The organism is Allobosea sp. 05T433, from assembly GCF_056396065.1.
On record NZ_JBFTKS010000005.1, the window covers coordinates 204,636 to 230,042 of the forward strand.

Annotated in this window: 25 protein-coding genes; 8 read left to right on the forward strand and 17 right to left on the reverse strand. The window is 66.5% G+C overall.

What is annotated here, in order from left to right; translation table 11 throughout:
* Positions 1–10 precede the first annotated feature (10 nt).
* Together AC1DGP_RS09110 and AC1DGP_RS09115 are read right to left on the reverse strand one after the other, a co-directional pair.
* Positions 11–694, reverse strand: a complete 684-nt coding sequence (locus tag AC1DGP_RS09110; protein ID WP_043241143.1) for a response regulator transcription factor — start codon at positions 692–694, stop codon at positions 11–13.
* A gap of 122 nt (positions 695–816) precedes the next feature.
* Entirely contained in the window at positions 817–2,022 is a 1,206-nt protein-coding gene (locus tag AC1DGP_RS09115; protein ID WP_441489148.1) for a S1C family serine protease, read from the reverse strand.
* Positions 2,023–2,220: 198 nt separating this feature from the next.
* On the opposite strand from AC1DGP_RS09115, the gene AC1DGP_RS09120 reads away from it, so the two are divergent.
* Entirely contained in the window at positions 2,221–2,748 is a 528-nt protein-coding gene (locus AC1DGP_RS09120) for a hypothetical protein (RefSeq protein ID WP_476832023.1), read from the forward strand.
* Positions 2,749–2,811: 63 nt separating this feature from the next.
* Here AC1DGP_RS09120 and AC1DGP_RS09125 read toward each other — a convergent pair whose 3' ends face one another.
* The 7 genes from AC1DGP_RS09125 to AC1DGP_RS09155 form a co-directional block, all read right to left on the reverse strand.
* Positions 2,812–3,282, reverse strand: a complete 471-nt coding sequence (locus AC1DGP_RS09125; RefSeq protein WP_441506611.1) for a cytochrome c-type biogenesis protein — start codon at positions 3,280–3,282, stop codon at positions 2,812–2,814.
* A gap of 4 nt (positions 3,283–3,286) precedes the next feature.
* On the reverse strand, positions 3,287–5,263 hold the full coding sequence (locus tag AC1DGP_RS09130) for a heme lyase CcmF/NrfE family subunit (RefSeq protein WP_441506612.1): 1,977 nt from the start codon (positions 5,261–5,263) through the stop codon (positions 3,287–3,289).
* A 7-nt stretch (positions 5,264–5,270) separates the two neighbouring features.
* Positions 5,271–5,732 carry a cytochrome c maturation protein CcmE gene (ccmE, locus tag AC1DGP_RS09135; protein ID WP_441489234.1) on the reverse strand — a complete coding sequence of 154 codons (462 nt, stop codon included), beginning with the start codon at positions 5,730–5,732 and terminating at the stop codon, positions 5,271–5,273.
* A gap of 41 nt (positions 5,733–5,773) precedes the next feature.
* A complete protein-coding gene (gene ccmI / locus AC1DGP_RS09140; protein ID WP_441506613.1) occupies positions 5,774–6,877 on the reverse strand; it encodes a c-type cytochrome biogenesis protein CcmI in 1,104 nt (367 codons plus the stop codon).
* Positions 6,878–6,948: 71 nt separating this feature from the next.
* Positions 6,949–8,319 carry an ATP-binding protein gene (locus AC1DGP_RS09145; protein WP_441506614.1) on the reverse strand — a complete coding sequence of 457 codons (1,371 nt, stop codon included), beginning with the start codon at positions 8,317–8,319 and terminating at the stop codon, positions 6,949–6,951.
* Between the two features lie 9 nt (positions 8,320–8,328).
* Positions 8,329–8,997, reverse strand: coding sequence for a response regulator transcription factor (locus AC1DGP_RS09150; protein WP_043241156.1), 669 nt, complete (start codon positions 8,995–8,997; stop codon positions 8,329–8,331).
* Between the two features lie 59 nt (positions 8,998–9,056).
* Positions 9,057–9,377, reverse strand: coding sequence for a PepSY domain-containing protein (locus tag AC1DGP_RS09155; protein WP_069877267.1), 321 nt, complete (start codon positions 9,375–9,377; stop codon positions 9,057–9,059).
* 28 nt (positions 9,378–9,405) lie between these two features.
* Here AC1DGP_RS09155 and AC1DGP_RS09160 point away from each other — a divergent pair, with 28 nt between their 5' ends.
* The 3 genes from AC1DGP_RS09160 (at position 9,406) to AC1DGP_RS09170 (ending at position 11,379) form a co-directional block, all read left to right on the forward strand.
* Positions 9,406–9,594: a hypothetical protein gene (locus AC1DGP_RS09160; RefSeq protein WP_441506615.1), complete on the forward strand. Its 189-nt coding sequence runs from the start codon at positions 9,406–9,408 to the stop codon at positions 9,592–9,594.
* Positions 9,595–9,693: 99 nt separating this feature from the next.
* The gene (locus tag AC1DGP_RS09165; protein ID WP_441506616.1) at positions 9,694–10,473 is read left to right on the forward strand and encodes a S1 family peptidase; all 780 of its coding nucleotides are present in this window, start codon (positions 9,694–9,696) and stop codon (positions 10,471–10,473) included.
* A 63-nt stretch (positions 10,474–10,536) separates the two neighbouring features.
* Complete coding sequence (locus AC1DGP_RS09170; RefSeq protein ID WP_441489141.1) at positions 10,537–11,379, forward strand: S1 family peptidase; 843 nt, start codon at positions 10,537–10,539, stop codon at positions 11,377–11,379.
* A gap of 145 nt (positions 11,380–11,524) precedes the next feature.
* On the opposite strand, the gene AC1DGP_RS09175 is transcribed toward AC1DGP_RS09170, so the two are convergent.
* The 3 genes from AC1DGP_RS09175 to AC1DGP_RS09185 all read right to left on the reverse strand — a co-directional run bounded on the left by AC1DGP_RS09175 (position 11,525) and on the right by AC1DGP_RS09185 (position 15,142).
* A complete protein-coding gene (locus AC1DGP_RS09175; RefSeq protein WP_069877270.1) occupies positions 11,525–12,106 on the reverse strand; it encodes an LOG family protein in 582 nt (193 codons plus the stop codon).
* Positions 12,103–13,485: a dipeptidase gene (locus tag AC1DGP_RS09180; protein ID WP_441489140.1), complete on the reverse strand. Its 1,383-nt coding sequence runs from the start codon at positions 13,483–13,485 to the stop codon at positions 12,103–12,105. Before AC1DGP_RS09180 ends, AC1DGP_RS09175 begins: the two co-directional genes overlap by 4 nt.
* 115 nt (positions 13,486–13,600) lie before the next feature.
* Positions 13,601–15,142, reverse strand: a complete 1,542-nt coding sequence (locus AC1DGP_RS09185; protein ID WP_441489139.1) for a helicase HerA-like domain-containing protein — start codon at positions 15,140–15,142, stop codon at positions 13,601–13,603.
* Positions 15,143–15,292: 150 nt separating this feature from the next.
* Between AC1DGP_RS09185 and AC1DGP_RS09190 the strand changes: the two genes are divergently transcribed.
* From AC1DGP_RS09190 to scpA, 4 genes are all read left to right on the forward strand, one after another.
* Complete coding sequence (locus AC1DGP_RS09190) at positions 15,293–15,679, forward strand: DUF2267 domain-containing protein (RefSeq protein WP_441489138.1); 387 nt, start codon at positions 15,293–15,295, stop codon at positions 15,677–15,679.
* A 171-nt stretch (positions 15,680–15,850) separates the two neighbouring features.
* Positions 15,851–17,845: a methylmalonyl-CoA mutase family protein gene (locus AC1DGP_RS09195; RefSeq protein ID WP_441506618.1), complete on the forward strand. Its 1,995-nt coding sequence runs from the start codon at positions 15,851–15,853 to the stop codon at positions 17,843–17,845.
* Positions 17,846–17,861: 16 nt separating this feature from the next.
* The gene (gene thiD / locus AC1DGP_RS09200; RefSeq protein ID WP_441489136.1) at positions 17,862–18,686 is read left to right on the forward strand and encodes a bifunctional hydroxymethylpyrimidine kinase/phosphomethylpyrimidine kinase; all 825 of its coding nucleotides are present in this window, start codon (positions 17,862–17,864) and stop codon (positions 18,684–18,686) included.
* Positions 18,683–20,851, forward strand: a complete 2,169-nt coding sequence (gene scpA / locus AC1DGP_RS09205) for a methylmalonyl-CoA mutase (RefSeq protein ID WP_441506619.1) — start codon at positions 18,683–18,685, stop codon at positions 20,849–20,851. Before thiD ends, scpA begins: the two co-directional genes overlap by 4 nt.
* Positions 20,852–20,913: 62 nt before the next feature.
* Here the strand turns inward: scpA and AC1DGP_RS09210 are convergent, their stop codons facing one another.
* The 5 genes from AC1DGP_RS09210 to AC1DGP_RS09230 form a co-directional block, all read right to left on the reverse strand.
* Positions 20,914–21,183 (reverse strand): hypothetical protein, encoded by a 270-nt coding sequence (locus AC1DGP_RS09210; RefSeq protein ID WP_069877276.1) that lies wholly within the window; start codon positions 21,181–21,183, stop codon positions 20,914–20,916.
* A gap of 100 nt (positions 21,184–21,283) precedes the next feature.
* Positions 21,284–22,072 (reverse strand): ABC transporter permease, encoded by a 789-nt coding sequence (locus tag AC1DGP_RS09215; RefSeq protein WP_441489134.1) that lies wholly within the window; start codon positions 22,070–22,072, stop codon positions 21,284–21,286.
* On the reverse strand, positions 22,069–22,935 hold the full coding sequence (locus AC1DGP_RS09220) for an ABC transporter permease (protein WP_441506667.1): 867 nt from the start codon (positions 22,933–22,935) through the stop codon (positions 22,069–22,071). The genes AC1DGP_RS09215 and AC1DGP_RS09220 overlap by 4 nt, the downstream gene beginning before the upstream one ends.
* Before the next feature lie 35 nt (positions 22,936–22,970).
* Positions 22,971–24,167 carry an ABC transporter ATP-binding protein gene (locus tag AC1DGP_RS09225; RefSeq protein ID WP_441489133.1) on the reverse strand — a complete coding sequence of 399 codons (1,197 nt, stop codon included), beginning with the start codon at positions 24,165–24,167 and terminating at the stop codon, positions 22,971–22,973.
* Positions 24,164–25,279, reverse strand: a complete 1,116-nt coding sequence (locus tag AC1DGP_RS09230; protein WP_476769290.1) for a polyamine ABC transporter substrate-binding protein — start codon at positions 25,277–25,279, stop codon at positions 24,164–24,166. Before AC1DGP_RS09230 ends, AC1DGP_RS09225 begins: the two co-directional genes overlap by 4 nt.
* Between the last annotated feature and the right edge of the window lie 128 nt (positions 25,280–25,407).

A 25,407-nucleotide genomic window follows, 5' to 3' on the forward strand; every position in this document is an offset into this window, starting at 1 on the left:
CGAGACGATGTCAGCGGGTCGTGTCACGAACCATGTATCCCGCGCCGCGAATGGTGTGGATCATCGGATGCTCGAAGCCCTTGTCGACCTTCGAACGCAACCGCGAGACATGCACGTCGATGACGTTGGTCTGCGGATCGAAATGATAGTCCCAGACATTTTCGAGCAGCATCGTGCGCGTCACGACCTGCCCGGCATGCTTCATCAAATACTCGAGCAGGCGGAATTCGCGTGGCTGCAGCGGTATCTCGCTGTCGCCGCGCGTGACCCGGTGGGCCAGCCGGTCGAGCACGAGATCGCCGACGCGATAGGTCGTCGGCTCCGAGGCCGGCGCCGCACGCCGCCGCGACAGCACCTCGACGCGCGCCAGCAGCTCGGAGAAGGCATAAGGTTTCGGCAGATAGTCGTCGCCGCCGGCACGCAAGCCCTTGACGCGGTCATCGACCTGCGCGAGCGCCGACAGGATCAGCGCCGGCGTCGCATCGTTCTGCTCCCTGAGCGAACGGATCAGCGACAGGCCATCGAGGCGCGGCAGCATGCGATCGACCACCAGAACGTCATAGCCGCCCCCCTCCGCCATCGCATAGCCCTGCAGGCCGTCGGCGGCATGATCGGCAACATGCCCAGCCTCGCGAAAGGCCTTGACGAGATAGGCCGCCGCTTCGGCGTCGTCTTCAACGATAAGGAGTCGCATGACGGCAGGTTACCTCAGGAAACTGAAAAACGGCAGGCCGGATGAATACATCCGGCCTGCCGCGTTAAGGCTGGTTTACCTGGCAGGGGCGACTGAAGGCCAGGAAGCCTGCCCAACCTTGTTTAGGCGGCCGGCTGACGGCCGACCTCGAAGCTGACCTCGCGCTCCTTGCCGTCGCGCCACACGGTCAGGGTCGTCTTGGTGCCCGGTGCGAAGACCGCGATCTTCTTGGAGAGATCGCGGGCGTCGGCGACCTTGTCGCCATTGACGGCGATGATCGTGTCACCACGCTTGATGCCTGCCTTGGCGGCGGGACCATTGGCCTGCGCCTCGGCGATCAGGGCGCCATGGGGCTCCTTGAGGCCGATCGCATCGGCGACTTCGGCGGTGACCGGCTGGATCTGGACGCCGATGAAGCCACGGGCCACGGAGCCATCCTTCTTCAGCGAGGCGACGACGCTGTCGACCGTGGCAGCGGGAACGGCAAAGGCGATGCCGACATTGCCGCCCGACGGCGAGTAGATCGCGGTGTTCACGCCGACGACCTCACCCTTCTGGTTGAAGGTCGGGCCACCCGAGTTGCCGCGGTTCACGGCCGCATCGATCTGCAGGAAGTCGTCATAGGGACCAGAGCCGATGTCGCGCCCCTGGGCCGAGACGATGCCCGCGGTCACGGTGCCGCCGAGGCCGAAGGGGTTGCCGACAGCCAGCACCCAGTCGCCGATGCGCGGCTTCGTCTTGGCGAGCTGGACGAAGGGGTAGTTGCCCTCCTCGGTGACCTTCAGCAAGGCGATATCGGTCCGCGGATCGGTGCCGATGACCTTGGCCGCAAGCGTCTTGCCGGAATCGGTGACGAGCTGGACCTCGGTCGCGTTCTGAACGACGTGGTTATTGGTCACGACATAGCCGTCCTGGCTGACGAAGAAGCCCGAACCCTGCGACATGCCCTGACGCGGCTGCGGCTTGCCCTGACGCGGGCCCTGGCCCTGGCCCTGACCCTCTTCACCGAAACGGCGGAGGAAGCGCTCGAGCGGGTGGCCGGGCGGCAGACCTTCGATGCCGCTCTCGCCATCCTCGGCGGAGGCGGCAGCGACGCTGGTCTTGACGCGAACGGAAACGACAGCCGGCTTCACGTGATCGACCATGTCCGCAAAGGACGGGAGCTGGGTCTGGACGCCGGAGAGCTGGATCGGCTGGGCAAAGGCGCTGTGATTCTGCATGAGAGCGCCATCCGCGAGACCAGCGGCAAGACCGATGCCCAGCGTGGCCGCACCGGCGATCAAGGCGCCGCGCTTGAGGATGGACTTGGAAGTGGTAGGGGTCGTCATGGTTTTACCTCTGCGACTGACGGCAGGGGCATTCCCTGCTTGGTGTCGTGACCATGACGGGTGGCGCCTTACCCCGTTTTCGCGCCGAGATGACGTTTTTGTAAGGTTGAGCGGACGGCGCCCCCCAGTGCGCTTGACGATTGAGACGGCGCTCCTGTCTCATGGGGGGACGATGACTTTGCCGGACTGGCCTTGACGATGCGCGTTCTCACATTCGCGGCGATTGCCGCCCTCGCACTGGGCAGCAGTGCCGCCTCCTCGCAAACCATCACGACCTACCAAACCGGTTTGCGGCTCGCCCAGAAGCGCGGCTACGCGAACGCGGAATGCTACGCGCAGGTGTTTGCACGGCATGCCGTCGTGGTCGAGAAAGCCAGCGGAAACCGAGGTTGGTTTGCTCCCTCGACACCGGCCTACAATGCCGAGCTCCGCCGCCGCTGCGGCGTCGACCGGCTGGCCGATCTCGCGGCCCGCAAGCCCGCCCGCATCGCAGGCCGCAACACCTATGCGGGGCCCCAAACCCAGGGCGGAGCCTACCTTGCGGGCACGAAGATCGCGGCTCAGCGCGGATATTCAGGAGACAAGGTGGCCTGCTTTGCCCGGGTCTTCGCCGAGCACGCGACGTTCAGGCCATCGCCGATCCGTACCGGCTTTGTGGATTGGAGCGCCAACCTGGGCCCTGCCATAACGGGCGAGATGCAGAGTCAGTGCGGCATCTCCATCTGACCTGAGCGTCGGTGTTTGCGGCGGATTTCCCGAAGAGTGTAATCCGCCCTTCGGGCCGATGCCTTAGTTGCCGTCCCGCCTGATCAGCGCGTCAACCCGTGCCTGTTCGTCGTCGCTCAGGGGTTTCGTCTGCTGCCCGGCCGACGTCCGCATCAGCCGGCTTCTCCGGCCGAGATAGGCAAGGCCGAAGGCAAGGATCAGGAACGGCGCGACCCACAGCGCAATGGTGCGGATATTGAGGGGAGGACTGAGCAGGACGAAATTGCCGTAACGTGCGACGACGAAATCGCGCACGGCCTCATCCGTATCTCCGGCCACCAGCCGCTCGCGCACGAGGATGCGCAGGTCGCGGGCAAGTGGCGCGTCGGAATCGTCGATCGACTGGTTCTGGCAGACGAGGCAGCGCAGGCCGCCGGAAATCTGGCGCGCCCGCTGCTCGAGCATGGCGTTCGGCAGGACCTCGTCCGGCTGCACCGCCCTGACCGGGCTGGCGCAGAGCAGGCCGAGCATCAGCAAGGCAAGGACGCGACGCATGCGTTCACTCCGCCGGCTGGATGACGGCGCGCGTCGCGGCACGCCGCGGCACGGCGAGACGGAAGCGCCGGTCGGTCAGCGACAGCGCTCCGCCGAAAGCCATGACGACGGCACCGATCCAGATCAGCAGGATGAGCGGCTTGTCATAGACCCTGACCGCGATTCCGCCGCCCTGCGGCTCGCCAAGGCTGACATAGACCTGGCTGAGGCCGTCGGTCCGAATGCCGGCCTCCGTCGTCGGCATGGCGCGGGCGGTATAGACCCGCTTCATCGCCTCGACGGGTTTCAGCTGTCTGTCGCCGGCAGAAACGCGGAAGCGCGCCACATCCTCGGTAAAGTTGGGGCCCTTGCGCGGCGTGACCGTCTCCAGGACCACGGTATAGCGGCCGCTGGTCAGGCTCTCGCCCGGCTTCAGCACGCCGATCCCCTCCGCGCTCCATGCGGCAGCCGCGATACCGATCACGCTGAGGCCGACGCCGGCATGGGCGAAGGCCGTACCCCAGGCCGAACGCGGCAGGCCGATTGCGCGCGACAGCATCGCCGAGGCGCCGCTCGCCCGCCGCACCACGCGCTCGCCGATATCCCAGGCCGCACCTGCGATGAGGAAGACGCCAAGCCCGATACCAAGCGGCGCAAGGACGGGGCCGCCACGCATGACCGCGACGACCGCAAGCCCGGAGACGATTGCGAGCACGAGAGCAGCCGACATGCGCTGCGCCGCACCGAGCAGGTCACCGCGCTTCCAGGCCAGCGTCTGGCCGATCGGCAGCAGCAGCAGCAGAGGCACGACCACGGGTACGAAGGTGGCGTTGAAGAACGGGGGGCCGACGGAAATCTTGTCGCCCGTCAGCATCTCCAGCACCAGCGGATAGAGCGTACCGATGAAGACGGTCGCGCAGGCGGTCGCGATGAAGAGATTGTTCACGACCAGCGCGCCCTCCCGCGAGATCGGGGCGAAGAGGCCGCCCTGCCGCAGCAGCGGCGCGCGCCAGGCGAAGAGCGCCAGCGAGCCGCCGACGAAGAAGACCAGGATCGCAAGGATGAAGAGGCCGCGCCCGGGATCGCTGGCGAAGGAATGCACCGAGGTCAGGACGCCGGAGCGAACGATGAAGGTACCGAGCAGCGAGAGCGAGAAGGTCAGGATCGCGAGCAGGATCGTCCAGACCTTCAGCGCATCGCGCTTCTCCATCACCACGGTGGAGTGAATCAGCGCGGTGCCGGCCAGCCAGGGCATCAGCGAGGCATTCTCGACCGGGTCCCAGAACCACCAGCCGCCCCAGCCAAGCTCGTAATAGGCCCAGTAGGACCCCATCGCGATGCCGAGCGTCAGGAAGACCCAGGCCAGCAGCGTCCACGGCCTGACAGCGCGCGCCCAGACGGCATCGATGCGCCCGTCGATCAAGGCGGCGACGGCGAAGGCATAGGTGATGGAGAAGCCGACATAGCCGACATAGAGCAGCGGCGGGTGGATCGCGAGGCCGAGATCCTGAAGGATCGGGTTGAGATCCTGGCCCTCGCCCGGCGCCGGATCGAGCCGCCGGAACGGGTTCGAGGTCAGGAGCACGAAAGCCAGGAAGGCGACCGTGACGAAGCCCTGCGCCGCCAGTGTTCCGGCCCTGAGACGCGTCGGCAGAGACCGGCGCGACACGGCGACCAGCGCGCCGAACAGCGTCAGGATCAGCACCCAGAGCAGCATGGAGCCTTCGTGATTGCCCCAGGTCGACGTCACCTTGTAGATCAACGGCTGGGCCGAATGCGAATTGGCGACGACGTTCTCGACCGAAAAATCCGAGCGCACATAGGACACGACGAGCGCAAGGAAGGAGAAGGCGACCAGCAGGAAGCAGGTCACCGCCGCCGTCGGGCCGACCGAAGCCAAGGCGGCATCCCGCCGCGAGACGCCCCAGAGTGGGACGAGCGCCTGGACGACGGCGACACCCAGCGCCAGCGCGAGCGCGAAATGTCCGATCTCGACGATCATCCTGCCCTCACCGCTGCGGCTTCTGCGCACCGGCGTCGCCGGGCTGCCAATGGCCTTGCTTCTTCAGTGCGTCCGCGACTTCGCGCGGCATGTAGGTTTCGTCATGCTTGGCGAGAACCGAATCCGCTCGGAACCGGCCTGCGGCCTCAAGCACGCCTTCCGTGACGACGCCCTGCCCTTCGCGGAAGAGATCCGGCAGGAGGCCATCATAGCTCACCTGGACAGTGGTCTTGCTGTCGGTAATGGCGAAAGTCACGCGCTGGCCAGGCCCGCGAGACACGGACCCCGTCTCGACGAGGCCGCCGAGCCGCATGCGCGTGCCGGGCTGCAGCCCCTTTTCGGCGATTTCCGTCGGTCCGTAGAAGAAGACGATCGAATCGCGCATGGCGAAGAGCACGAGGCCGGCGGCAAGGCACAGGACTGCGCCTGCCGCTCCGATCAGGGCAAGGCGACGTTGCTTGCGGCTCATCCCGCGGCGCGGCGCCAAGACTCGCGACGGTTCTGTGGCGGTCATGGCGCGGGCTCCCGCAATCCGAGTTCTCCGGCCAGGGCATCAAGCTGGCCAAGCGCCGCACCATCATCGGCGAAGCGCTGGCGGGCCGCGATGATCGCCTCTCGTGCTGCAGGCTTGTCGCCGAGCACGACCTGCGAACGGATCAGTCGCGTCCATTCGGCGAAGGTGCCGCCGCCCATCTTGAGGCGCTCGGCAAGACCATCGACCATGCCCCGGATCGCGAGCTGCTGCTCGCCCGGCGGCAACGCCGCGATCGAGGCGCCGGTGGACGGTGCGGCCTCCAGCCCCTCCAGGCGCAGGCGCACCGTCCCGACCCAGGTCGCATCAGCTGGAGCATCGGCGAGCAGAGCGCGCAGATCCGCAATCGCGCCGGCACTGTCACCGTCCTGCTCCTTGGCAATCGCCAGGAAGTAGCGGGCCCGGGCATTGCCGCCATCGAGCTTGACCGCTTCGGTCAGGGGCTGGCGCGCTTCAGCCGTCACCACGCCGCCTGCGGCAAGCGCACGCGCCTCGCCAAGGCCGGCCAGCAATTCGGCATTGGCTCCGCCATGCTCCAGCGCCGCCGCGAAGGCCCGCGCCGCCTCGTCGTAACGACCCTGGCGCAAATAGACCGGCGCCACGACGGACCAGCCCCGCGCGTCGCCGGGGTTGGCCGCCAGATGGGCCTCGATGCGGCTGACCGCGAGCGCAAAATCCTGAGAAGGGTCCGATTTCAGCCGCGCCGAGAGCGGCTGATCCGGTCGCTCGGGCGAGCCCTGGGCGCCATAGAGCAGAAGAGCAAAGAGCGGCACGCAGGACAGTGCGATCGCCGAGGCTGCACGCCGCCGACGCAGCGCAGGCTCGCTGTCTCCCGTGGGGACAGCCTCCCCGTCCGCCGCACGCAGCAACCTGCGGCCGGCCTCGGCGCGCGCAGCGTCCGCCTCGGTGCCGCCGATCAGCCCGCGGCCAAAATCGCGGTCGATCTCGGCAAGCTGGGAGCGATAGAGACTCTTTGCGTCGGTGACCTCGGCAAACGCGTTCGCGTCTCCGCGCCCAAGGGGCCAGAGCAAGGCGAAAACCGCCGCCGCCGTCATTGCCGCAAAGATGATCCAGATCAGCATGTCGCGTTCATAGCCAATCGCTGACGCCGTATCATGTCTGCCGATGGCGACAAAGGGTCACGTCGGCACCGTCAGACCGAAGGAAGCAGCAGGCGCGCCCGCAGGCCACCGAGGCGCGAGCGCTCGAGCGTGAGCTCGCCGCCATAGAGCTTGGCGAGATCGACCACGATCGAGAGCCCGAGGCCGGAGCCCGGCGTCGTCTCGTCGAGCCTACGGCCGCGCTTGAGCACGTCGAGCACGGCCTCGGACGGCAGCCCGGGACCATCATCGTCGATCAGCAGCGCGATCCGCCCCTCTTCGGCTTCGGGGGCCAGGCTCACCTCGACCGTCGAACGCGCCCATTTGAACGCGTTGTCGAGCAGATTGCCGAGCATTTCCTCCAGATCCTGCCGCTCGCCGCGAAAGCGGACATGGGGCGGGACGTGGTGCATGCCGGTGATGCCGCGCCCCTGCGAGATCTTGGCGAAGGTGCGGATCAGCGCGTCGAGCGAGGGCGCAACCTCGGTGACGCTGCCGAGCGCGCCGGAGAGTGCAGCCGCCCGCGCGCGGTCGAGATAATACTGCACCTGGTCGCGCATGATCGCCGCCTGGTTCCGCACCGTCTGCGGCAGATGCGGGTCGCTTGCCTCGGCTTCGTTCAGCATCACGCTGAGCGGCGTCTTCAGGGCGTGGGCGAGATTTCCGACCTGGGTCCGGGCCCGTTCCAGGATTTCGCGGTTGGCGTCGATGAGCTGATTGAGTTCGCCAGCCAGTGGCGCAAGATCAGGCGGGTATTTTCCGGCGATCCGGGCGGCCTCGCCGGTTCGCACCGAGCCGACCGCTGTCCCAAGCCTGACGAGGGGGCGCAGGCCGAAGCGAACCTGGATCAGGGTCGAAGCCACGAGCGCGAGCCCGAGCAGCAGGAAGGTCAGCGTCAGCGCCAGGCGGAAATCACGAATGTCGCCTTCGATCTCGTCGGCGGGGGCCGCGACGCCGACGATGAAGCGGCCATCCTCGCCGACATCGATCTCGCGCTCGATGATGCGCAGGCCTCTCTCGTCCGGCCCAGAGACATAGCTCTCACGCAAGCCGCGCGCATTCGGCGTCAGCTGCTGGTCGAGAAGCTTCGGCAACTGCCCGCCGACGAGAGAGCGCGAGGTGCGCACCACGGGCTTTTCGCCATCGAGCCTGACGATCTGCCAGTACCAGCCGGATAGCGGCAGATCGAAACGCGGCTCGCCGAGATCGCCGATCGCCTGGCGTTCGGTTTCCGGCGGCGCGGCAAGATCCGCGACCAGTTCCTTGATGTAGACGCTGAGTCGCTCGTCGAAGCCACGCTCAGCGGAGCGACGGTAGAATGTCGTCAGGCCGAACCCGGCGAGCGCCAGCACCAGCGCGCAGCACACTGCCGCCGACAGGAAGAGGCGAGCGCCGAGCGAATAGCGATGCGATTTGCCCGGCATGGACCGTCGTCAGACCTTGGCAGGCGCAGCGGCGATGTAGCCAAGCCCACGGACGGTCTCGATGATCTCGACGCCGAGCTTCTTGCGGAGACGGCCGACGAAAACCTCGATGGTGTTGGAGTCCCGGTCGAAATCCTGATCGTAGAGATGCTCGACCAGCTCGGTACGCGAGACGACACGCCCCTGATGATGCATCAGATAGGCCAGCAGCCGGTACTCGTGCGAGGTGAGCTTGACCGGATTGCCGTCGACGACGACCCGGCTGGCGCGCGTGTCGAGCCGCACCGGGCCGCAGGTCAGCTCCGAGGTGGCATGGCCGGCTGCGCGGCGCAGCAGCGCCCGGACGCGGGCCAGCAGTTCCTCGATATGGAACGGCTTGACGACATAGTCGTCGGCGCCCGCATCGAAGCCCGAGACCTTGTCGCTCCAGCGATCCCGTGCAGTCAGAATCAGTACCGGCATGGTCTTCTCGGCCCGGCGCCAACCCTGGAGCACAGTCACGCCATCGACCTTCGGCAGGCCGAGATCGAGGATCACTGCATCATAGGGTTCGGTCTCTCCGAGATAGAGGCCCTCCTCGCCGTCGAACGCCTTGTCGACGGCATAGCCGGCATTCTCCAGCGCGGTCACGATCTGGCGATTGAGGTCCTTGTCGTCCTCGACGACGAGCAGTCTCACGTCGGCTCACTCCTGTCTTGATGTCCCGGGGCCGGATGCCTTCGCCTGAAGGCTGCCGCTCAGCGAATGGTTGAGACCTTGCCGGACTGGCCCTCGAGCGTCACCCGGGCCACGCGACCGTCGCGCTTCAACGTCGTTACAACATAGACGAAATCATCGCCCTGGCGACACAGCCTGATACGGACGACCTCGCCCGGCGCGGCGTTGCGCGCATGCCTGGAGGCCTGGGCCGGCTGGATCACCCGCCCATCCGACACCGCCTCGCGCATCTCGTCCGCCGACAGGCAGGAGATGGGCTCCTGGCTGTCGATCGTGACAATCGGGAGGGGCTGGGCAAGCAGTGTCAGGGCGAAGATCGTTTCGACGGGCATCATCGACATTCGCTAATCCCGAGCAACTGAACACGCCATGAATGGGCGGCTCGCGTATCGTCAGGATATGCCAGTGCACCGCCAGCCGTCCACGCCATTCCTGCCCCTTGCCCACAACCTTGCGGATCTGAGCATCGGCGATCTCAATCTCGGTTTGCAGACGCCCGTCTCGCGGAGTCCGGCATTTCCGCACCTCGCCGGCCGCGCGCGCCGCTGGCTGGCCTGACGAACAAGACCCTCCAGCGTCAGCCGCCGGCTCCGATTCCAGGTTCAATTATGCGGTTCGACGCGCTATCGCTCCCAGCACACGAGGAGAGGAGATCAGATGAGCGTCAGAGGTTCGATTGGCCCTGGCGGGCTCGCGCTCGCGGCGATTCTGGCGGCAACGCCTGCCCTGGCCGTGCTCGGCGGACGCGACGGCGGACCGTCTGCCGCGTCGACGCTGATGGTTCTCAATGCGCGCGGCGGCGTCTGCTCCGGGATCGTCCTGTCACCGCGAACGATCCTGACCGCGGCCCATTGCGCCGATGGCGGCGTCGAGCTGCGCATCCACTGGAAGGACGGCAGCGGCGAACCGGTGCTGATCGCCCCTGCCACGGTCTCGTTCCATCCCGGCTTCGATGCGAAGGCGATCACGGCGCGGCGCCGCTCGATTGATCTCGCCCTGGTGCGCCTCTCCGCGCCGCTCCCGTCGCGCTTCTCGCCCGCCGCCTTGATCGATGGCGGCCTCCCACCCGCCGGTTCGGAGATAACGCTTGCGGGCTATGGGGTCTCCCGGGAGGGAGAGGCCCGCACCACCGGCACCTATCGATCCGCCACTCTGGCGACGGTCGAGCCCTATGGACCAGGCAAAATCCTGCTCTGGGCGGCAGATCCTGCTGGTGCGGGCAGTCGTCCCGGCGCCGGCGCCTGCCAGGGCGATTCCGGTGGCCCGATCTGGCAGGGCAGTGACGGCGTCATCGCGGTGACAAGCTGGTCCACTGGTCCGAAGGGCAGGAATTGCGGCCTGCTCAGCCAGGGCGTTCTCGTCGCGCCGCAGCGAAACTGGATCGACCGCACCTTGTCGCAATGGGGCGAGAGCGCATCCTGGACAACCGGTCGCTGATCGAAACACTGGACTGGCTCGAAACAGGCCATAGAGTGGCAATGTGAACCCGGCGGTTGCTTCATGATGTCTCGTGCTCCGATCCTTGCCCTTGCCGCAGCACTTTGCGCGGCAGCCTCCCCGGCAGCGGCCGTCGTCGGTGGCGCTCCTTCGCGAGGGCTCGATGGCCCGCGCGCGTGGACGGTCAGGGTCGAGACCAGCCGCGGCGAGCTCTGTTCCGGCGCGGCGATCGCGCCTGAACTCGTCCTGACCGCGGCGCACTGCCTGATGGGCGGTGGGGCCGTCCGTGTGGTGAGCCTGGATACGCGCTTTCGCGAGCGCAGCCACCCGGTGATCGGGGTCCTGCCGCATCCGAGCTTCGTTCCCGGCACCACGCCGCGCACCCAGCCCGGGACCGATCTCGCCGTTCTCAGGCTCGCCTCTCCCCTTCCCGCCGATATCGAACCACTCTCGCTGGGCAGCGGTCTCTGGCAGGGCGAGACCGTGACGATGGCAGGCTATGGCCTCTCGTCCGAGAACAACAAGCGCACCGCGCGGCGGCTGCGGGAGACGCCGCTCGTCAATGCCGGAAACTACACGACGTCGAACACGGTGAAGGTCGCGGTCGACACGCAGGCACTGGGCGAGACGCCTGGCGCGGGTGCCTGCCGTGGCGATTCCGGCGGCCCCGTCCTGCGCGGCTCGGCGGCCTCGCGGGATCTGGTCGGCATCGTCAGCTGGTCGAGCGGCCCGCTGAATTCGCGCGTCAGACGGATTTGCGGCGGTTTCACCGCCATTACGCCGATCAGCGAGCACCGCTCCTGGATCACCGAGGCCAGCGGCCGGCTTCTGGCGCTTGGCGAAGGCGGGCGCCAGGAGGCCCCGGTCGCGCCGCGCGCCAGCTATAGCTGGTGGTTCAGCCGCTGAGCCGAACCCGGCGGCTCAGGCGGGGGAACTCCGTCCGCTCGCGTCGGCAGGGCCGCGCGACGCGTGAGGTTCACAACCCGGCCGGGAACGCCCGAGCCGGGCTGCAGAGGGCAGACCACGGGGAAGCGCGGCGGTTGAAGGAGACTCAGGTCTCCTCCTTCTCCACCCATTTGAACGTCGCGGACGGAACATATTGATCCATCCTTTCGAGCAGGGTCGCCGGCTCGGTATCCGTCATGGCCATGGCGCGGTGGTTCTGCTTCAGGAAGCCGGCCTCAACCGTGTTGTCCAGGAAAGTCGCGAGCGGATCGTAGAAGCCGCCGATATTCAGGAAGCCGAGTGGTTTGGTGTGAATGCCGAGCTGGCCCCAGGTCCAGATCTCGAAAATCTCCTCGAAGGTGCCAATGCCGCCCGGCATCGCGATGAAGCCATCCGAGAGTTCGGCCATCCTCGCCTTGCGCGTGTGCATGGTGTCGACCACTTCGAGCCGGGTCAGCCCGTTATGGCCGATCTCCTTTTCGCGGAGCGCGCGCGGGATGATGCCGTGGACCTCGCCTCCGGCCGCGAGCGCCGCATTGGCAACGGTGCCCATGAGACCGACAGCACCGCCGCCATAGACGAGCGTCAGCCCGCGCCTGGCGATCTCGGCGCCCATGGCCCGGGCGCCGGCGGCGTAGACCTCGTCATTGCCCGGGTTGGAGCCGCAAAAGATACAAACCGATTTCATGCGCCCAGCGCCTGCAGGATGCGGGCCCAGGAACGCTGGCCCTTGTGGAAGGAAGAGAGGTCGTATTTCTCGTTCGGCGAGTGAACGCGGTCATCATCGAGACCGAAGCCGACGAGCAGAGTGTCCATGCCGAGCGTGCGCTTGAAGTCCCCGGCGACCGGGATCGAGCCACCCGAGCCGATGGTCACCGCCTTGCGGCCCCATTCCTCGGTCAGCGCGGCCTGCGCCTTGAGCAGGGCCGGCGAATCGACGGGAACGGCGATCGCCGGCGAGGCGCCATGCGCTACGAACTCAGCCGTGACATCCGCCGGCAGTCGCGCCCGCACAAAGGCCTGGAAGGCGGCCGCGATCTTCTGCGGATCCTGCTTGCCGACGAGGCGGAAGGAGATCTTGGCCGAAGCCTTGGCCGCGATCACCGTCTTGGTGCCTTCGCCGATATAGCCGCCCCAGATGCCGTTGACGTCGCAGGTCGGGCGCGACTGGATCTGCTCGATCAGCATCCGGCCCTTCTCCCCGATCGAGTGCTTCAGGCCGATCCCCCCGAGGAATTCCGCTTCGGTCAGGCCGAGCGCCTGCCAATCCGCCTTCTGCTCGGCGGTCGGTTCCTCGACCCCGTCATAGAAGCCGGGAATGGTGATCCGCCCGGTCTCGTCGTGGAGCGCCGCGACGATGCGTGAGAGCACATGGATCGGATTGGCGGCGGCGCCACCGAACAGGCCCGAATGCAGGTCGCGGTCGGCGCAGTTGATCGTCACCTCCTGATAGACCAGCCCGCGTAGCGAGGCGGTGATGGCCGGCGTTTCCCGGTCCCACATGCCGGTGTCGCAGATCAGCGCCACATCGGCCTTGAGCTCCTCGGCATTCGCCGAGACGAAGGGCGGCAGATTGGGAGAGCCGGACTCCTCCTCGCCCTCCACCAGGATGGTGATGCCGACCGGCAGGTCGCCGGTTTCCTTCAGCGTCGCCCGCAAGGCCTCGATGAAGGTCATCACCTGGCCCTTGTCGTCACAGGCTCCGCGCCCCGTGATGACCTTGCGGCCGGGCGCGATCTCCTTGACCACGGGCTTGAAGGGGTCGCTCTCCCACAGGTTCAACGGGTCGACCGGCTGGACGTCGTAATGGCCATAGAACAGCACATGCGGCGCACCAGGCTTGGGCCGATGGCCGACGACGATCGGCTGGCCGGGCGTTTCGCGCAGCGAGGCCTTGAAGCCGAGCGATTCGAGATCGTCCCGCAGCCATTCCGCGGCGCGGCGGCTATCGGCGGCATAGGCCGGATCGGTGGCGATCGACGGTATCGCGATCCACGACGCCAACCGGGCCAGCGAGGCATCCAGTTCGGCATCGAGGCGGGAGAGAATCGCAGGAAGCTTGGGCATGTCGCTCGATCTCACTATGGGCTCAAGGCATGAGCGGATTTTAGGTTGCATCATCATGACAAGCCACGGGGCCGGCGCCAGCAGGCCGGCCGGCATGGCTGCCCCGCGTCGCCGGCTATTTTCGCCCGCCCATCATCGATCCGAGCACTCCGCGCAGGATGGCCGAGCCGATCTGGCGCCCCATCGTCGAGGCGGCCGAACGGGCTGCCGACGTAATGATCTTTTCCGTCATGCTGGGCGGAAGCCTCCCGCCCCGGCTGCCCGGGCCGGTCTTCGGCCGCTCGCCATTGCCGACGGCATCCCCGAGCCAGCCACCGATCGTATCCATGATGCCGCCGCCGCCAGTCGAGGCCTCGACCGGCGAGCCATCGGCGTTCAGGCCCTTGCGCTTCATCAGTTCTTCATAGGCCGACTCGCGGTCGATCATCGTGTCGTATTTCCCGGCAAAGCCGGAATCGCGCATGCACTGGGCACGCTCCTGCGCCGAGACCGGGCCGACCTGCGCCATGGGCGGCGCGATCAGAGTGCGCTCGACCATGGTCGGCGTGCCCTTGCCCTCCAGCGTCGAGGTCAGCGCCTCGCCGACCGCAAGCTGGGTGATCGCTTCCTCGGTCTTGAATTTGGGGTTCTGGCGGAAGGTTTCGGCGGCCGCCTTGACCGCCTTCTGATCGCGCGGCGTGAAGGCGCGCAGCGCGTGCTGCACACGGTTGCCGAGCTGGGCCAGAACCGTGTCGGGAATATCGAGCGGGTTCTGCGTGACGAAGTAGACGCCGACGCCCTTCGAGCGGATCAGCCTGACGACCTGCTCGACAGCCGTCAGCAGCGCCTTCGGCGCGCCGTTGAAGAGCAGGTGAGCCTCGTCGAAGAAGAACACCAGCTTCGGCTTGTCGAGATCGCCGACCTCCGGCAGTTGCTCGAACAGCTCCGAGAGCAGCCAGAGCAGGAAGGTGGCATAGAGCCGTGGATTGGCCATCAGCTTGTCGGCCGCGAGCATGTTGATGACGCCGCGCCCGTCACGGTCGGTCCGCATCAGGTCGTTGATGTCGAGCGCCGGCTCGCCGAAGAACAGATCGCCCTTCTGGTTTTCCAGCACCAGCAGGGAGCGCTGGATCGTCCCGACCGACTGGGCCGTGACATTGCCGTATTTCGTCGTCAGCGACTGCGCGTTCTCAGCGATGAAGGAGAGGATCGCGCGCAGGTCCTTGAGGTCGAGCAGCAGCAGCTTCTGCTCGTCGGCAATGCGGAAGGCGATGTTGAGCACCCCCTCCTGCGTGTCGTTGAGATCGAGCAGGCGCGAGAGCAGCAGCGGCCCCATTTCCGAGATGGTGGCGCGGACAGGATGGCCCTGCTCGCCGAACACGTCCCAGAATACGGTGGTGAACTGGTCGGGCTGGTAGGTCACGCCGATCTCCTCGGCGCGCTTGAGGAAGGGCGGCTTCGAATCGCCCGGCGCGGCGACGCCGGACAGGTCGCCCTTGATGTCGGCTGCAAAGACGGGAACGCCGTGACGCGCAAAGCCTTCGGCCAGAACCTGCAATGTCACCGTCTTGCCGGTGCCGGTTGCGCCGGTGATCAGGCCATGACGATTGGCAAGCTTGAGCAGGAGCGATTCGGGCTTCCAGCTCTTGCCGATCAGAATCGTGCCGTCATCCGCCATGAGATTCGCCTATGCTGTTGTCGAAGCGTCAGGCGATGGGTGTAGCGAAACGGGCCGACCGGCGGAAGCCTGAACCCTGTTTGATTCAGATCGTAAATATGTAAACTATCGCCCAGCGGCACAGGCCGACCCCTTGAAGAGGACAAACCGATGGATGAACTGATCTCCCGCATCGTGGCGGCTTCCGGTCTTGATGAAGGCCTCGCCCGCAAGGCGATCGGCATCATCCTCGCCTTCCTGCAGAAGGAAGGCCCCGCCGCAGAGATCGAACAATTGATGTCCGCCCTGCCCGGCGCACAGGAGCTCGCTGATTCCGCCAATGGCGGCAAAGGCGGCCTGATGGGCATGGTTGGCGGCCTGATGGGCGGTAGCGGCGGCGTCATGGCACTCGGCGGGCAACTGATGGGCGCCGGGCTCTCGATGGGCCAGATCCAGAGCGTGTCCAAGGAGATGTTCGCGGTCGGCCGCGAAAAGGCCGGCGAAGACGCGATGGGCGCGATCGTCGGAGCGATTCCCGGGCTCGGCCAGTTCGTCTGATCGCCATTCCGGCTTGAGGTCGGAACGCCGCCCGGCAACGGGCGGCGTTTTTCGTTTCGGCCGGGGGTTTGCGCACGCGGCGTTGGACGAAGTAGGGATGGCGGTGCGTCTGCGCACGTGGCATCACGCATTCGCAATTGCAGCATGCCGCAAGCAGGGAGACCGGCGCGCATGAACTCGGCCTCGACATCCGATCTGCCCTTCATGGAGGCCTTTCCGCTGCCCGATCAGGCGCAGTGGCGCGCCGCCGTCGACAAGGTTCTGAAGGGTGCCGACTTCAAGAAGCGCCTCGTCGGGCGGACCGCCGACGGCATCCGCATCGAACCGCTCTATGCGGCAGTCAGCCCGCAGACGCGGCCGGCGCGGTCACAGGCCGGGCGCTGGCATGTCAGCACGCGGGTCGACCACCCCTCCCCCGCAGAGGCCCGCGACCTGGCGCTCGCCGATCTCGAAGGCGGCGCTGACGCGCTCGTTCTCAGCTTTGCCGGCGCCCGCGCGGCCCGAGGCTATGGGCTTGTCGCCGATGATGTCGCCACGCTGGATGCCGCGCTCGACGGCGTGATGCTCGACCTGATCAACTTGCGGATCGACCCCGCGGCGGGCGGCCGCATCAATGCGCTCCTGCTTGCCGCGCTTGTCGAGCGTCGTGGACTAGACCCCGCGACGACGACAATCGACTTCGGGCTCGACCCGATCGGCATCCTGGCCAGCCAGGGCGTGTTCGCGGCCTCCTGGCCCGAAATCGGTCGCCGCCTTGTCGAGACGATCGACGCACTGAAGGCGCGCGGATTCGCAGGCCCCTTCCTCACGGCCGATGGACGCCCCTATCAGGAGGCTGGCGCGAGCGAGGCGCAGGAACTCGGCGCGGTCATGGCGACCGCGATCGCCTATCTGCGTGCGCTGGAAGCCGACGGCATGTCGCTCGATCAGGCCCGCGACGCCATATCCTTCGTCCTCCTCGCCGATACCGACGAGTTCATGACCATCGCCAAGCTCCGGGCCGCTCGGCTGCTCTGGCAGCGCGTGCAGCAGGCGTGCGGGCTTGATCCCAAGCCCATGGTGCTGAACGCCGAGACGGCATGGCGCTCGCTGACCCGGCGCGACCCCTGGGTCAATCTGCTGCGTGCGACGGTCGCAACCTTCTCGGCCGGCATAGGCGGGGCGGACTCTCTCACCGTCCTGCCATTCACCGCCGCGCTCGGCCTGCCCGACGCCTTTGCCCGCCGCGTCGCCCGCAACACCCAGCTCGTCCTGCTGGAGGAAGCCAATCTCTGGCGCGTCGCCGACCCCGCCGCAGGGGCTGGCGGTTTCGAGGCTCTGACCCAGGCGCTATGCGAGCAGGCCTGGACCAAAATGCAGGATCTGGAGCGCGAAGCCAGTGACGGCCGGCCCGGCATCGTCGCGGCACTCACCAACGGACATGTCCAGCAGGGCCTTGCCCGACAGCGCGATATTCGCGCCAAGGCCATCGCGACCCGCCGGGAGCCGATCACGGGAACCAGCGAGTTCCCGAATCTCGCAGAGGCTCCGGTCAAGGTGCTCGACATCGCGCCGGTCGAGCGGACACGCTCCTCGCCATCCACGACCAGGGCAGCCGGTCAGGAGCAAGCGGTGTTGATCAGCCAGCTTGCAACGGGTGCGACGCGCGCGGATGCCTCGACGGCTCCTGAACAGGATGGGCTGAAGGTCGAAGCGCTGCCCTCAATGCGGCTGGCCGAGGCGTTCGAGGCCCTGCGCGACAAGGCGGATGTGCTGACGCAGGAGCGCGGCAAGCGCCCGAGCGTCTTCCTCGCGACGCTGGGGCCTGTCGCCGATTTCACGGGGCGCGCCGGCTTCGCGCGGAACCTGTTCGAGGCCGGAGGCCTCTCGGCTCCGGGCCATGACGGCTTCCCCGGCAATGGCGGGACCGACATTCCGGCACTGGTTGCGGCCTATCGGGCCTCGGGCGCGCGCCTCGCCTGCCTCTGCGGCTCGGACGCCGGCTATGCGGCAGAAGCGGTTGCCGCCTCGGAGGCGCTGCGCGCCCAGGGCGCGACGGTTTGGCTCGCCGGCAAGCCCGGTGAAATGGAACATGCGTTGAACCAGGCCGGTGTGGCCGCGTTCGTTTTTGCGGGAGCCGATGTCGTCGCCGCGCTTGAACAGGCGCAGGCGATCGCGGCTGCCTGATACGGAGAGCAGTGCCTTGACGCCCATCGCCCTCACCATTGCCGGCTCCGATTCCAGCGGCGGCGCCGGAATTCAGGCCGATCTCAAGACTTTTGCGGCGCATCAGGTCTATGGCGCCAGCGTCATCGTCGCGCTGACCGCGCAGAACACCACGGGCGTCACCGCCATCCACGCCGTACCGGCCAGTTTCGTCGCCCAGCAGATCGACGCCGTCTTTTCCGATCTCGACGTGGCGGCGGTGAAGATCGGCATGCTCGCCACGGCCGAACTGATCGCGACGGTTGCAGAGGGCCTGGTTCGACACAAGGCACGCAACATCGTGCTCGACCCGGTGATGGTCGCTGCTTCAGGGGCTCGTCTGCTCGAGGACAACGCCATTGACGCCATCCGCCGCCTGCTCTTCCCGCTCGCGACGCTGGTCACGCCCAACCTGCCGGAAGCAGCGGCGCTGCTTGGCTCCGCGATGGCGACAAGCGATGCGGCGATCGACGAACAGGCCGAGAGGCTGATCGGCTTCGGCGCCGAAAACGTGCTGTTGAAGGGCGGGCATGGCAGCGGCGAGACCAGCACGGATCTGTTGCTCCTGGCCGGAGGCCAGCGCCAGCGCTTCAGCGCGCCGCGCCATGATACGCGCAATACCCACGGCACCGGCTGCACGTTGTCCTCGGCGATCGCGTCCGGCCTGGCCAAGGGATTGGCGCTGCCCGAAGCGGTCGGCCAGGCGAAGACCTATATCTCGGCAGCCATCGCTGCCGCCGACCAGGTTCCGGTTGGCCATGGCCATGGACCGGTGCATCATTTCCACCATTGGTGGGACAGGACCGACGGGAGAAAGCCATGACCGCGATCCCGGATTTCACGACGCTCGCCTTCGACGATCGCACCCCGGCAGCGGCCCTGGTTCCGGCCCCGGCAATGGAGCCCTGGCTGACGCCGGAGAGCATCCCGGTCAAAGCCATCTATAGCGCGGCCGACCGCGACGGGCTTGGCTTCGTCGACAGCTTGCCGGGCCTGCCGCCCTATCTGCGTGGCCCCTACCCCACCATGTATGTCAACCAGCCCTGGACCATCCGGCAATATGCCGGCTTCTCCACGGCGGAGGATTCGAACGCCTTCTACCGGCGCAATCTCGCCGCCGGGCAGAAAGGGCTCTCGGTCGCCTTCGATCTCGCGACCCATCGCGGTTATGACAGCGACCATCCGCGCGTCGGTGGCGATGTCGGCATGGCAGGCGTCGCGATCGACTCGATCTACGACATGCGGACGCTGTTCTCCGGCATCCCGCTCGATCAGATGAGCGTGTCGATGACGATGAACGGCGCGGTCCTGCCGGTTCTTGCGCTCTATATCGTCGCGGCCGAGGAACAGGGCGTGCCGGCGGCCAAGCTCTCGGGGACCATCCAGAACGACATCCTCAAGGAGTTCATGGTCCGCAACACCTATATCTACCCGCCCTCGCCCTCGATGCGGATCATCGGCGACATCTTCGCCTATACCTCGGCGAACATGCCGAAATTCAACTCGATCTCGATTTCCGGCTATCACATGCAGGAGGCGGGAGCGACGCAGGACCTGGAACTCGGCTACACGCTTGCCGATGGCGTCGAGTATATCCGCGCCGGGCAGCAGGCCGGTCTCGGCGTCGATGTCTTCGCGCCGCGGCTCTCCTTCTTCTGGGCCATCGGCATGAACTTCTTCATGGAAGTGGCAAAGCTGCGCGCGGCCAGGCTGATCTGGGCCAAGCTCGTCAAGGATTTCGGCGCCCAGAACGAAAAATCCCTGCCGCTGCGCACGCATTGCCAGACCTCCGGCTGGTCTCTGACCGCGCAGGATGTGTTCAACAACGTGCCGCGCACGATGATCGAAGCGATGGCGGCGACGCAGGGCCACACCCAGTCGCTCCACACCAATGCGCTCGACGAAGCGCTGGCGCTGCCGACCGACTTTTCCGCCCGGATCGCCCGCAACACCCAGATCCTGCTGCAGCAGGAGAGCGGCACGAGCCGGATCATCGATCCCTGGGGCGGTTCCTACTATGTCGAGCGGCTCACCGCCGAACTCGCGGCCAAGGCCTGGACCCATATCCAGGAGGTCGAGGCGCTCGGCGGCATGGCCAAGGCGATCGAGGCCGGTATTCCGAAGCTGCGCATCGAGGAAGCAGCCGCCAAGACCCAGGCGCGCATCGACGGCAAGCAGCAGGCGATCATCGGGGTCAATATCTTCAAGCCGGAGAACGAGGCCTCGATCGATGTGCTCAAGGTCGACAATGCCTCGGTTCGCACCCAGCAGCTCGACAAGCTCCGTCGTCTCAAGGCCGAGCGAAACGAAGCCGAGACACAAGCCGCGCTGACGGCGCTCACCCATGGTGCCGCCGGCGACGCCAACCTGCTCGATCTCGCGGTCAAGGCGGCCCGCGCCAAGGCGACCGTCGGCGAGATTTCCATGGCGATGGAGACAGTCTTCGGGCGGCACCGGGCCGAGATCAAGTCGATTTCCGGCGTCTACAAGCGGGAGGTCGGCATGGAAAATCCGGCGGTGACACGCGTGCAGATGATGACTGAAGCCTTCGAGGAGGCCGATGGTCGCCGGCCGCGCATCCTCGTCGCCAAGATGGGCCAGGACGGGCATGACCGCGGTCAGAAGGTGATCGCGTCGGCCTTCGCCGATCTCGGTTTCGACGTCGATATCGGACCGCTTTTCGCGACGCCGGACGAAGCCGCGCGGCAGGCCGTGGAGAACGACGTCCATATCGTCGGCGTCTCCTCGCTGGCGGCCGGGCATCTGACGCTGGTGCCAGAGCTGAAGGCGGCGCTGGGCAAGGCCGGCCGGCCCGACATCATGATCGTGGTTGGCGGCGTGATCCCGCCCCAGGATTTCGAGGCGCTGATCGAAGCCGGTGCGAGCGCGATCTTCCCGCCGGGTACCGTGATCGCCGATGCGGCCGAGAAGCTGCTCGAGGAACTCAACCAGCGGCTCGGCTACAGCCAGCGCACCGCTGCGGAATAGCAGACGGGCGCGGCTGGAAGAGCCGCGCCCGCGCCATGATCACCAGCTGTCGCTACACGAGATCAACGCCAGCCGTAGCCGTAGCTCTCGTAGTGACGAGGGCGGGCATAGCGCCGGTCGTCCTCGCCGAAGCGGCGCCACTGACGCTGTCCCCAATAGCCGTGGAACGCGGGCGGTGCCGGGCGCCAGCCATAGGCCGGGCGCTCCTGATAGCGATCCCAGCGGCCGTCAAAGGCTGCGGCGGAGCCCGTCCCCGCCAGGCTTGCCGCGCCCAGGGTCGCAGCGCCGATGATGAAGGTCGCGAGGCCGGCTGAGGCGAGTTTGCGGAACATGGTCCTGATCCTGTGTGGCGGCCCGGGCGATCCCCTTGCCTGACACCGACATTCGCAGGTTCCGTCTGAACGGCCCTTGAGGGGGCTATTCACCAGCCGTTCAAGCGCTGGCCATTTGATCGCGCTTCAGGAGCAGGGAAGCCGCAATGACGACGAGCGCGACTGCGCCGATCATGATCGTGCAGGCCGCATTGATCTCAGGAGAGACGCCCAGCCTGACTGCCGAATAGAGCCGCATCGGCAGGGTCGTCGCGCCCGGCCCGGTCGTGAAGCTGGCAATCACGAGATCGTCGAGCGAGAGCGTGAAGGCGAGCATCCAGGCGGCGGCGACCGCCGGCCAGATCAGCGGCAGGGTCACGGTCCAGAAGGTGACGACAGGAGTGGCGCCGAGATCGCGCGCCGCTTCCTCCAGCGAACGGTCGAAGCCGGCGAGCCGCGACTGCACGACAATGCAGGCGAAGCCGAGGCTGAAGGTGGCGTGGGCGATCGTGACGGTCCAGAAGCCGCGCTCTACCTGCGCCGAGACGAAGAGTAGCAACAGCGACAGGCCGGTGATCACCTCCGGCATCACCAGCGGCGCCAGCACCATGCCGGAGAACAGGGTGCGCCCGCGAAAGGCGCCATAGCGTGCGAGCGCCAGCGCGGCCAAGGTCCCGAGCGCGGTGGCGACCGTCGCCGAGACGAAAGCGAGACGGATGCTGAGCCAAGCTGCGGTGAGCAAGGGCTCATTCGCCATCAGCGCGCCATACCAATGCGTCGAGAACCCGCCCCAGACCGTCACGAGCCGCGAGGCGTTGAAGGAGTAGGCGATGAGCGCGAGGATCGGCAGGTAGAGAAAGGCGAAGCCCGCCACCAGCGCCATGATCAAGCCGGGACCGAGCCGCTTCATGCCGCCCCTCCCCGCGTCAGCCGCGCCCGCTGCAGCAAAGCGAGCGGCGCGACCAGCACGAACAGCAGGACGACCGCGACGGCGGAGGCAAGCGGCCAGTCGCGGTTCGAGAAGAATTCGCTCCAGAGCACCTTGCCGATCATCACGGTATCGGGGCCGCCGAGCAGATCGGGAATGACGAACTCGCCGACCGCCGGAATGAAGACAAGCGCCGAACCCGCCAGGATGCCGGGGATGGACAGGGGCAGCGTCACCGTCGCGAAGGCGGTCGATGCCGGGGCACCGAGGTCGGCGGCAGCCTCCAGCAGCGAGCGATCGAGCTTCTGCAGCGTCGCGAAGAGCGGCAGCACCATGAAGGGCAGGTAGGAATAGACCATGCCGATCAGTACGGCGGCTTCCGTGTTGAGCAACCGCAGCGGCTCGCTCGTCACACCCATGCCCGTCAGGACCGTGTCGAGCAGCCCGTCGGGCCGCAGGATTCCGATCCAAGCGTAGACGCGGATCAGGAAGGAGGTCCAGAACGGCAGGATGACCAGCACCAGCAGGATGCCCTGCCAGCGCCTCGGCGCACTCGCCATCGCATAGGCCAGGGGATAGCCGATCGCGAGCGCGATCAGCGTCGTCAGCGCGGCGATACGCAGGGAGTAAAGATAGCTCTGCCAGTAGAGCGGGTCGTCACCAAGGAGCTTGAAGTTCTCGAGGTCCAGCGCAGCAATGAACTCGCCGAGCTGGGAGAAGCCCTGGAAATGCGGCGCATAGGGCGGCAGATCGGTCGCGGCGTCCGAGAACGCCATGCGCAGGACGATCGCAAAGGGCGCCAGGAAGAACAGCAGCAGCCAGAGATAGGGTACGGCCACGACCAGGCGGCCGAGCCGGCGCGCCGAAGCATTCCCCGTCCTCATGGCGGCAGGACCAGCCCGGCCTCGACATCCCAGGAGAGCCAGACCCTGTCCTCCCAGGCGAAGGGACGGTCGATCCGGCGGGTGCGGTTGGCAAGCGCAACCTTGAGCAATTGCCCGTCATCGCCGCCGACCATCACCTGCACCATGGTGAAATCGCCGAGATAGCCGATATCCCAGATCTCGCCGGCGACCTTGTTGGCCGCCTGCGCCGGCTCGTCATGGCCGAGCGTGATCTTTTCGGGCCTGAGGCCAACGAAGATCGTCTCTCCCGTGGCAAGCGAGGCCGCCTCCTCGTCGAGCTCGACCGCGCCGGCCATCGCCGTCTCGACCCGTACGATCTCGCCGGCGACGGATGTCACACGACCTTCGAGGATGTTGATGTCCCCGACGAATTCCGCGACGTAGCGGCTGGTCGGCGCCTCGTAGATCTCATCGGGCGGGCCGATCTGGACGAGCCGGCCATGGTTCATCACCGCCATGCGGTCGGCCATGGTCATCGCCTCGTCCTGGTCGTGGGTGACGACCATGAAGGTGAGGCCGAGTTCGCTCTGCAGATCCATCAGCTCGAACTGCGTCGACTCGCGCAGCTTGCGATCGAGCGCCGCCATCGGCTCGTCGAGCAGCAGGAGCTTCGGACGTTTGGCGAGCGAGCGTGCCAATGCGACGCGCTGGCGCTGGCCGCCGGACAGCTGGTCCGGGCGACGTTTCTCGAGCCCGTCGAGCTTGACCAGAGCCAGCATCTCGGCGACGCGGCGCGTGATCTCCTCGCGCGGCAGCCCTTCCCGTCTCAGGCCATAGGCGATGTTGTCGCCGACGCTGAGATGCGGGAACAGCGCATAGGACTGGAACATCATGTTGATCGGCCGGCGATGCGGCGGCACGGCGGTGATGTCGACGCCGTCGAGCAGGATCTCGCCGGCATCCGGCTGCTCGAACCCTGCCAGCATGCGCATCAATGTGGTCTTGCCGCATCCAGACGCGCCGAGCAGCGCGAAGAATTCGCGCGGGTAGAGCGCAAGCGACAGGTTGTCGACCGCCGTCACCATGTCGAAGCGCTTGGTGACATTTCGGAAGACCACCAGCGGCTCTGCCGCCGGGTCATTCCATGGCTGGAAGGCCCGGCGAACGCTGCCGGGCGAAGCCTTGCGCTTCGCCCGGAGCGGAGCCGCAGCCCCGGCATCGCGCGCGTTCATTTGCCGGTCTTGATGCGGGTCCAGAGCCGGTTGACCACCCTCTGGCTCTTCTGATCGTAGGGAGTGATCGTGTAGAGCCGGCTCATCACGGCTTCCGAGGGATAGATGCCGGGATTGTCGCGCACCGCCGCCGAAAGCAGCGGTTTTGAAGCGATATTGCCATTGGCATACTGGATGAAGTCGGAATTCTTCGCCGCCATCTCGGGCCGGTTGACGAAATCTATGAACTTCAGCGCGGCATCCGGATTGGCGGCATCCTTCGGAATGACGAAGGAATCGAACCACATCAGCGCGCCTTCCTTCGGGATGGAATAGGCGATCTCGACCTTGTTCTTGGCCTCTTCCGCCCGCTTCTTCGCCTGCAGGATGTCGCCGGAATAGCCGACCGCGAGGCAGATATCGCCATTGGCGAGAGCGTTGATGTATTCCGAGGAATGGAATTTCTGGATGTGCGGGCGGATCTTGCGCAGCAATTCGCCGGCCTTGTTCAGATCCGCTTCGTTCTTCGAATCCGGGTTCAGGCCGAGATAGCGCAGCGCCGCCGGGAACATCTCCTCGACCGCATCGAGGACGTGCACGCCGCAATTCGAGAGCTTCTTGAGCTGGTCGGGTTCGAACAGGATGCGCCAGGAATCGATCACTGCATCGGGGCCGAGCCGCTCCTTGATCTTGGCGACGTTGTAGCCGATGCCGGTCGTGCCCCACATGTAGTTCACGGCAAACTTGTTGCCGGGATCATATTTCGAAAGCCGTTGCTGAATCTCGGGCCAGGCGTTCTTCAGGTTCGGAACCTTGGCCGTATCGATCGGCGAGTAGAGATTGAGCGGGATATGGCGCGGCAGAAACGAGGCCGTGACCACGATCAGGTCATAGCCGGTCTTGCCCGCGAGCAACTTGGTCTCGACCGTCTCCATCTGGTCGAAGGTGTCGTAGACGACTGTGATGCCGGTTTCCTTCTTGAAGGCATCAAGCACCTCCGGATCGACATAGTCCGACCAGTTGAAAATGCGCAGCTGCTTGTCCTGCGCGCTAGCGGCCGTGCCCGAAACCAGCGCCCATCCAAGCGCAATGGCTGTCGCAAGGCCCTTCAGCCCCCGTACCGATGAACCCAATCTGCCCCTCCTTAGCGGGTGAATCTCCACCCGGCGCGCGGCACGCTATCAGCTTGCCGCCAAGCCTCAACCACCTTTTCGTGAAGTTATGTCGCAGTGTCTTTTCTTGCGATGCCGCAATCGGGCTC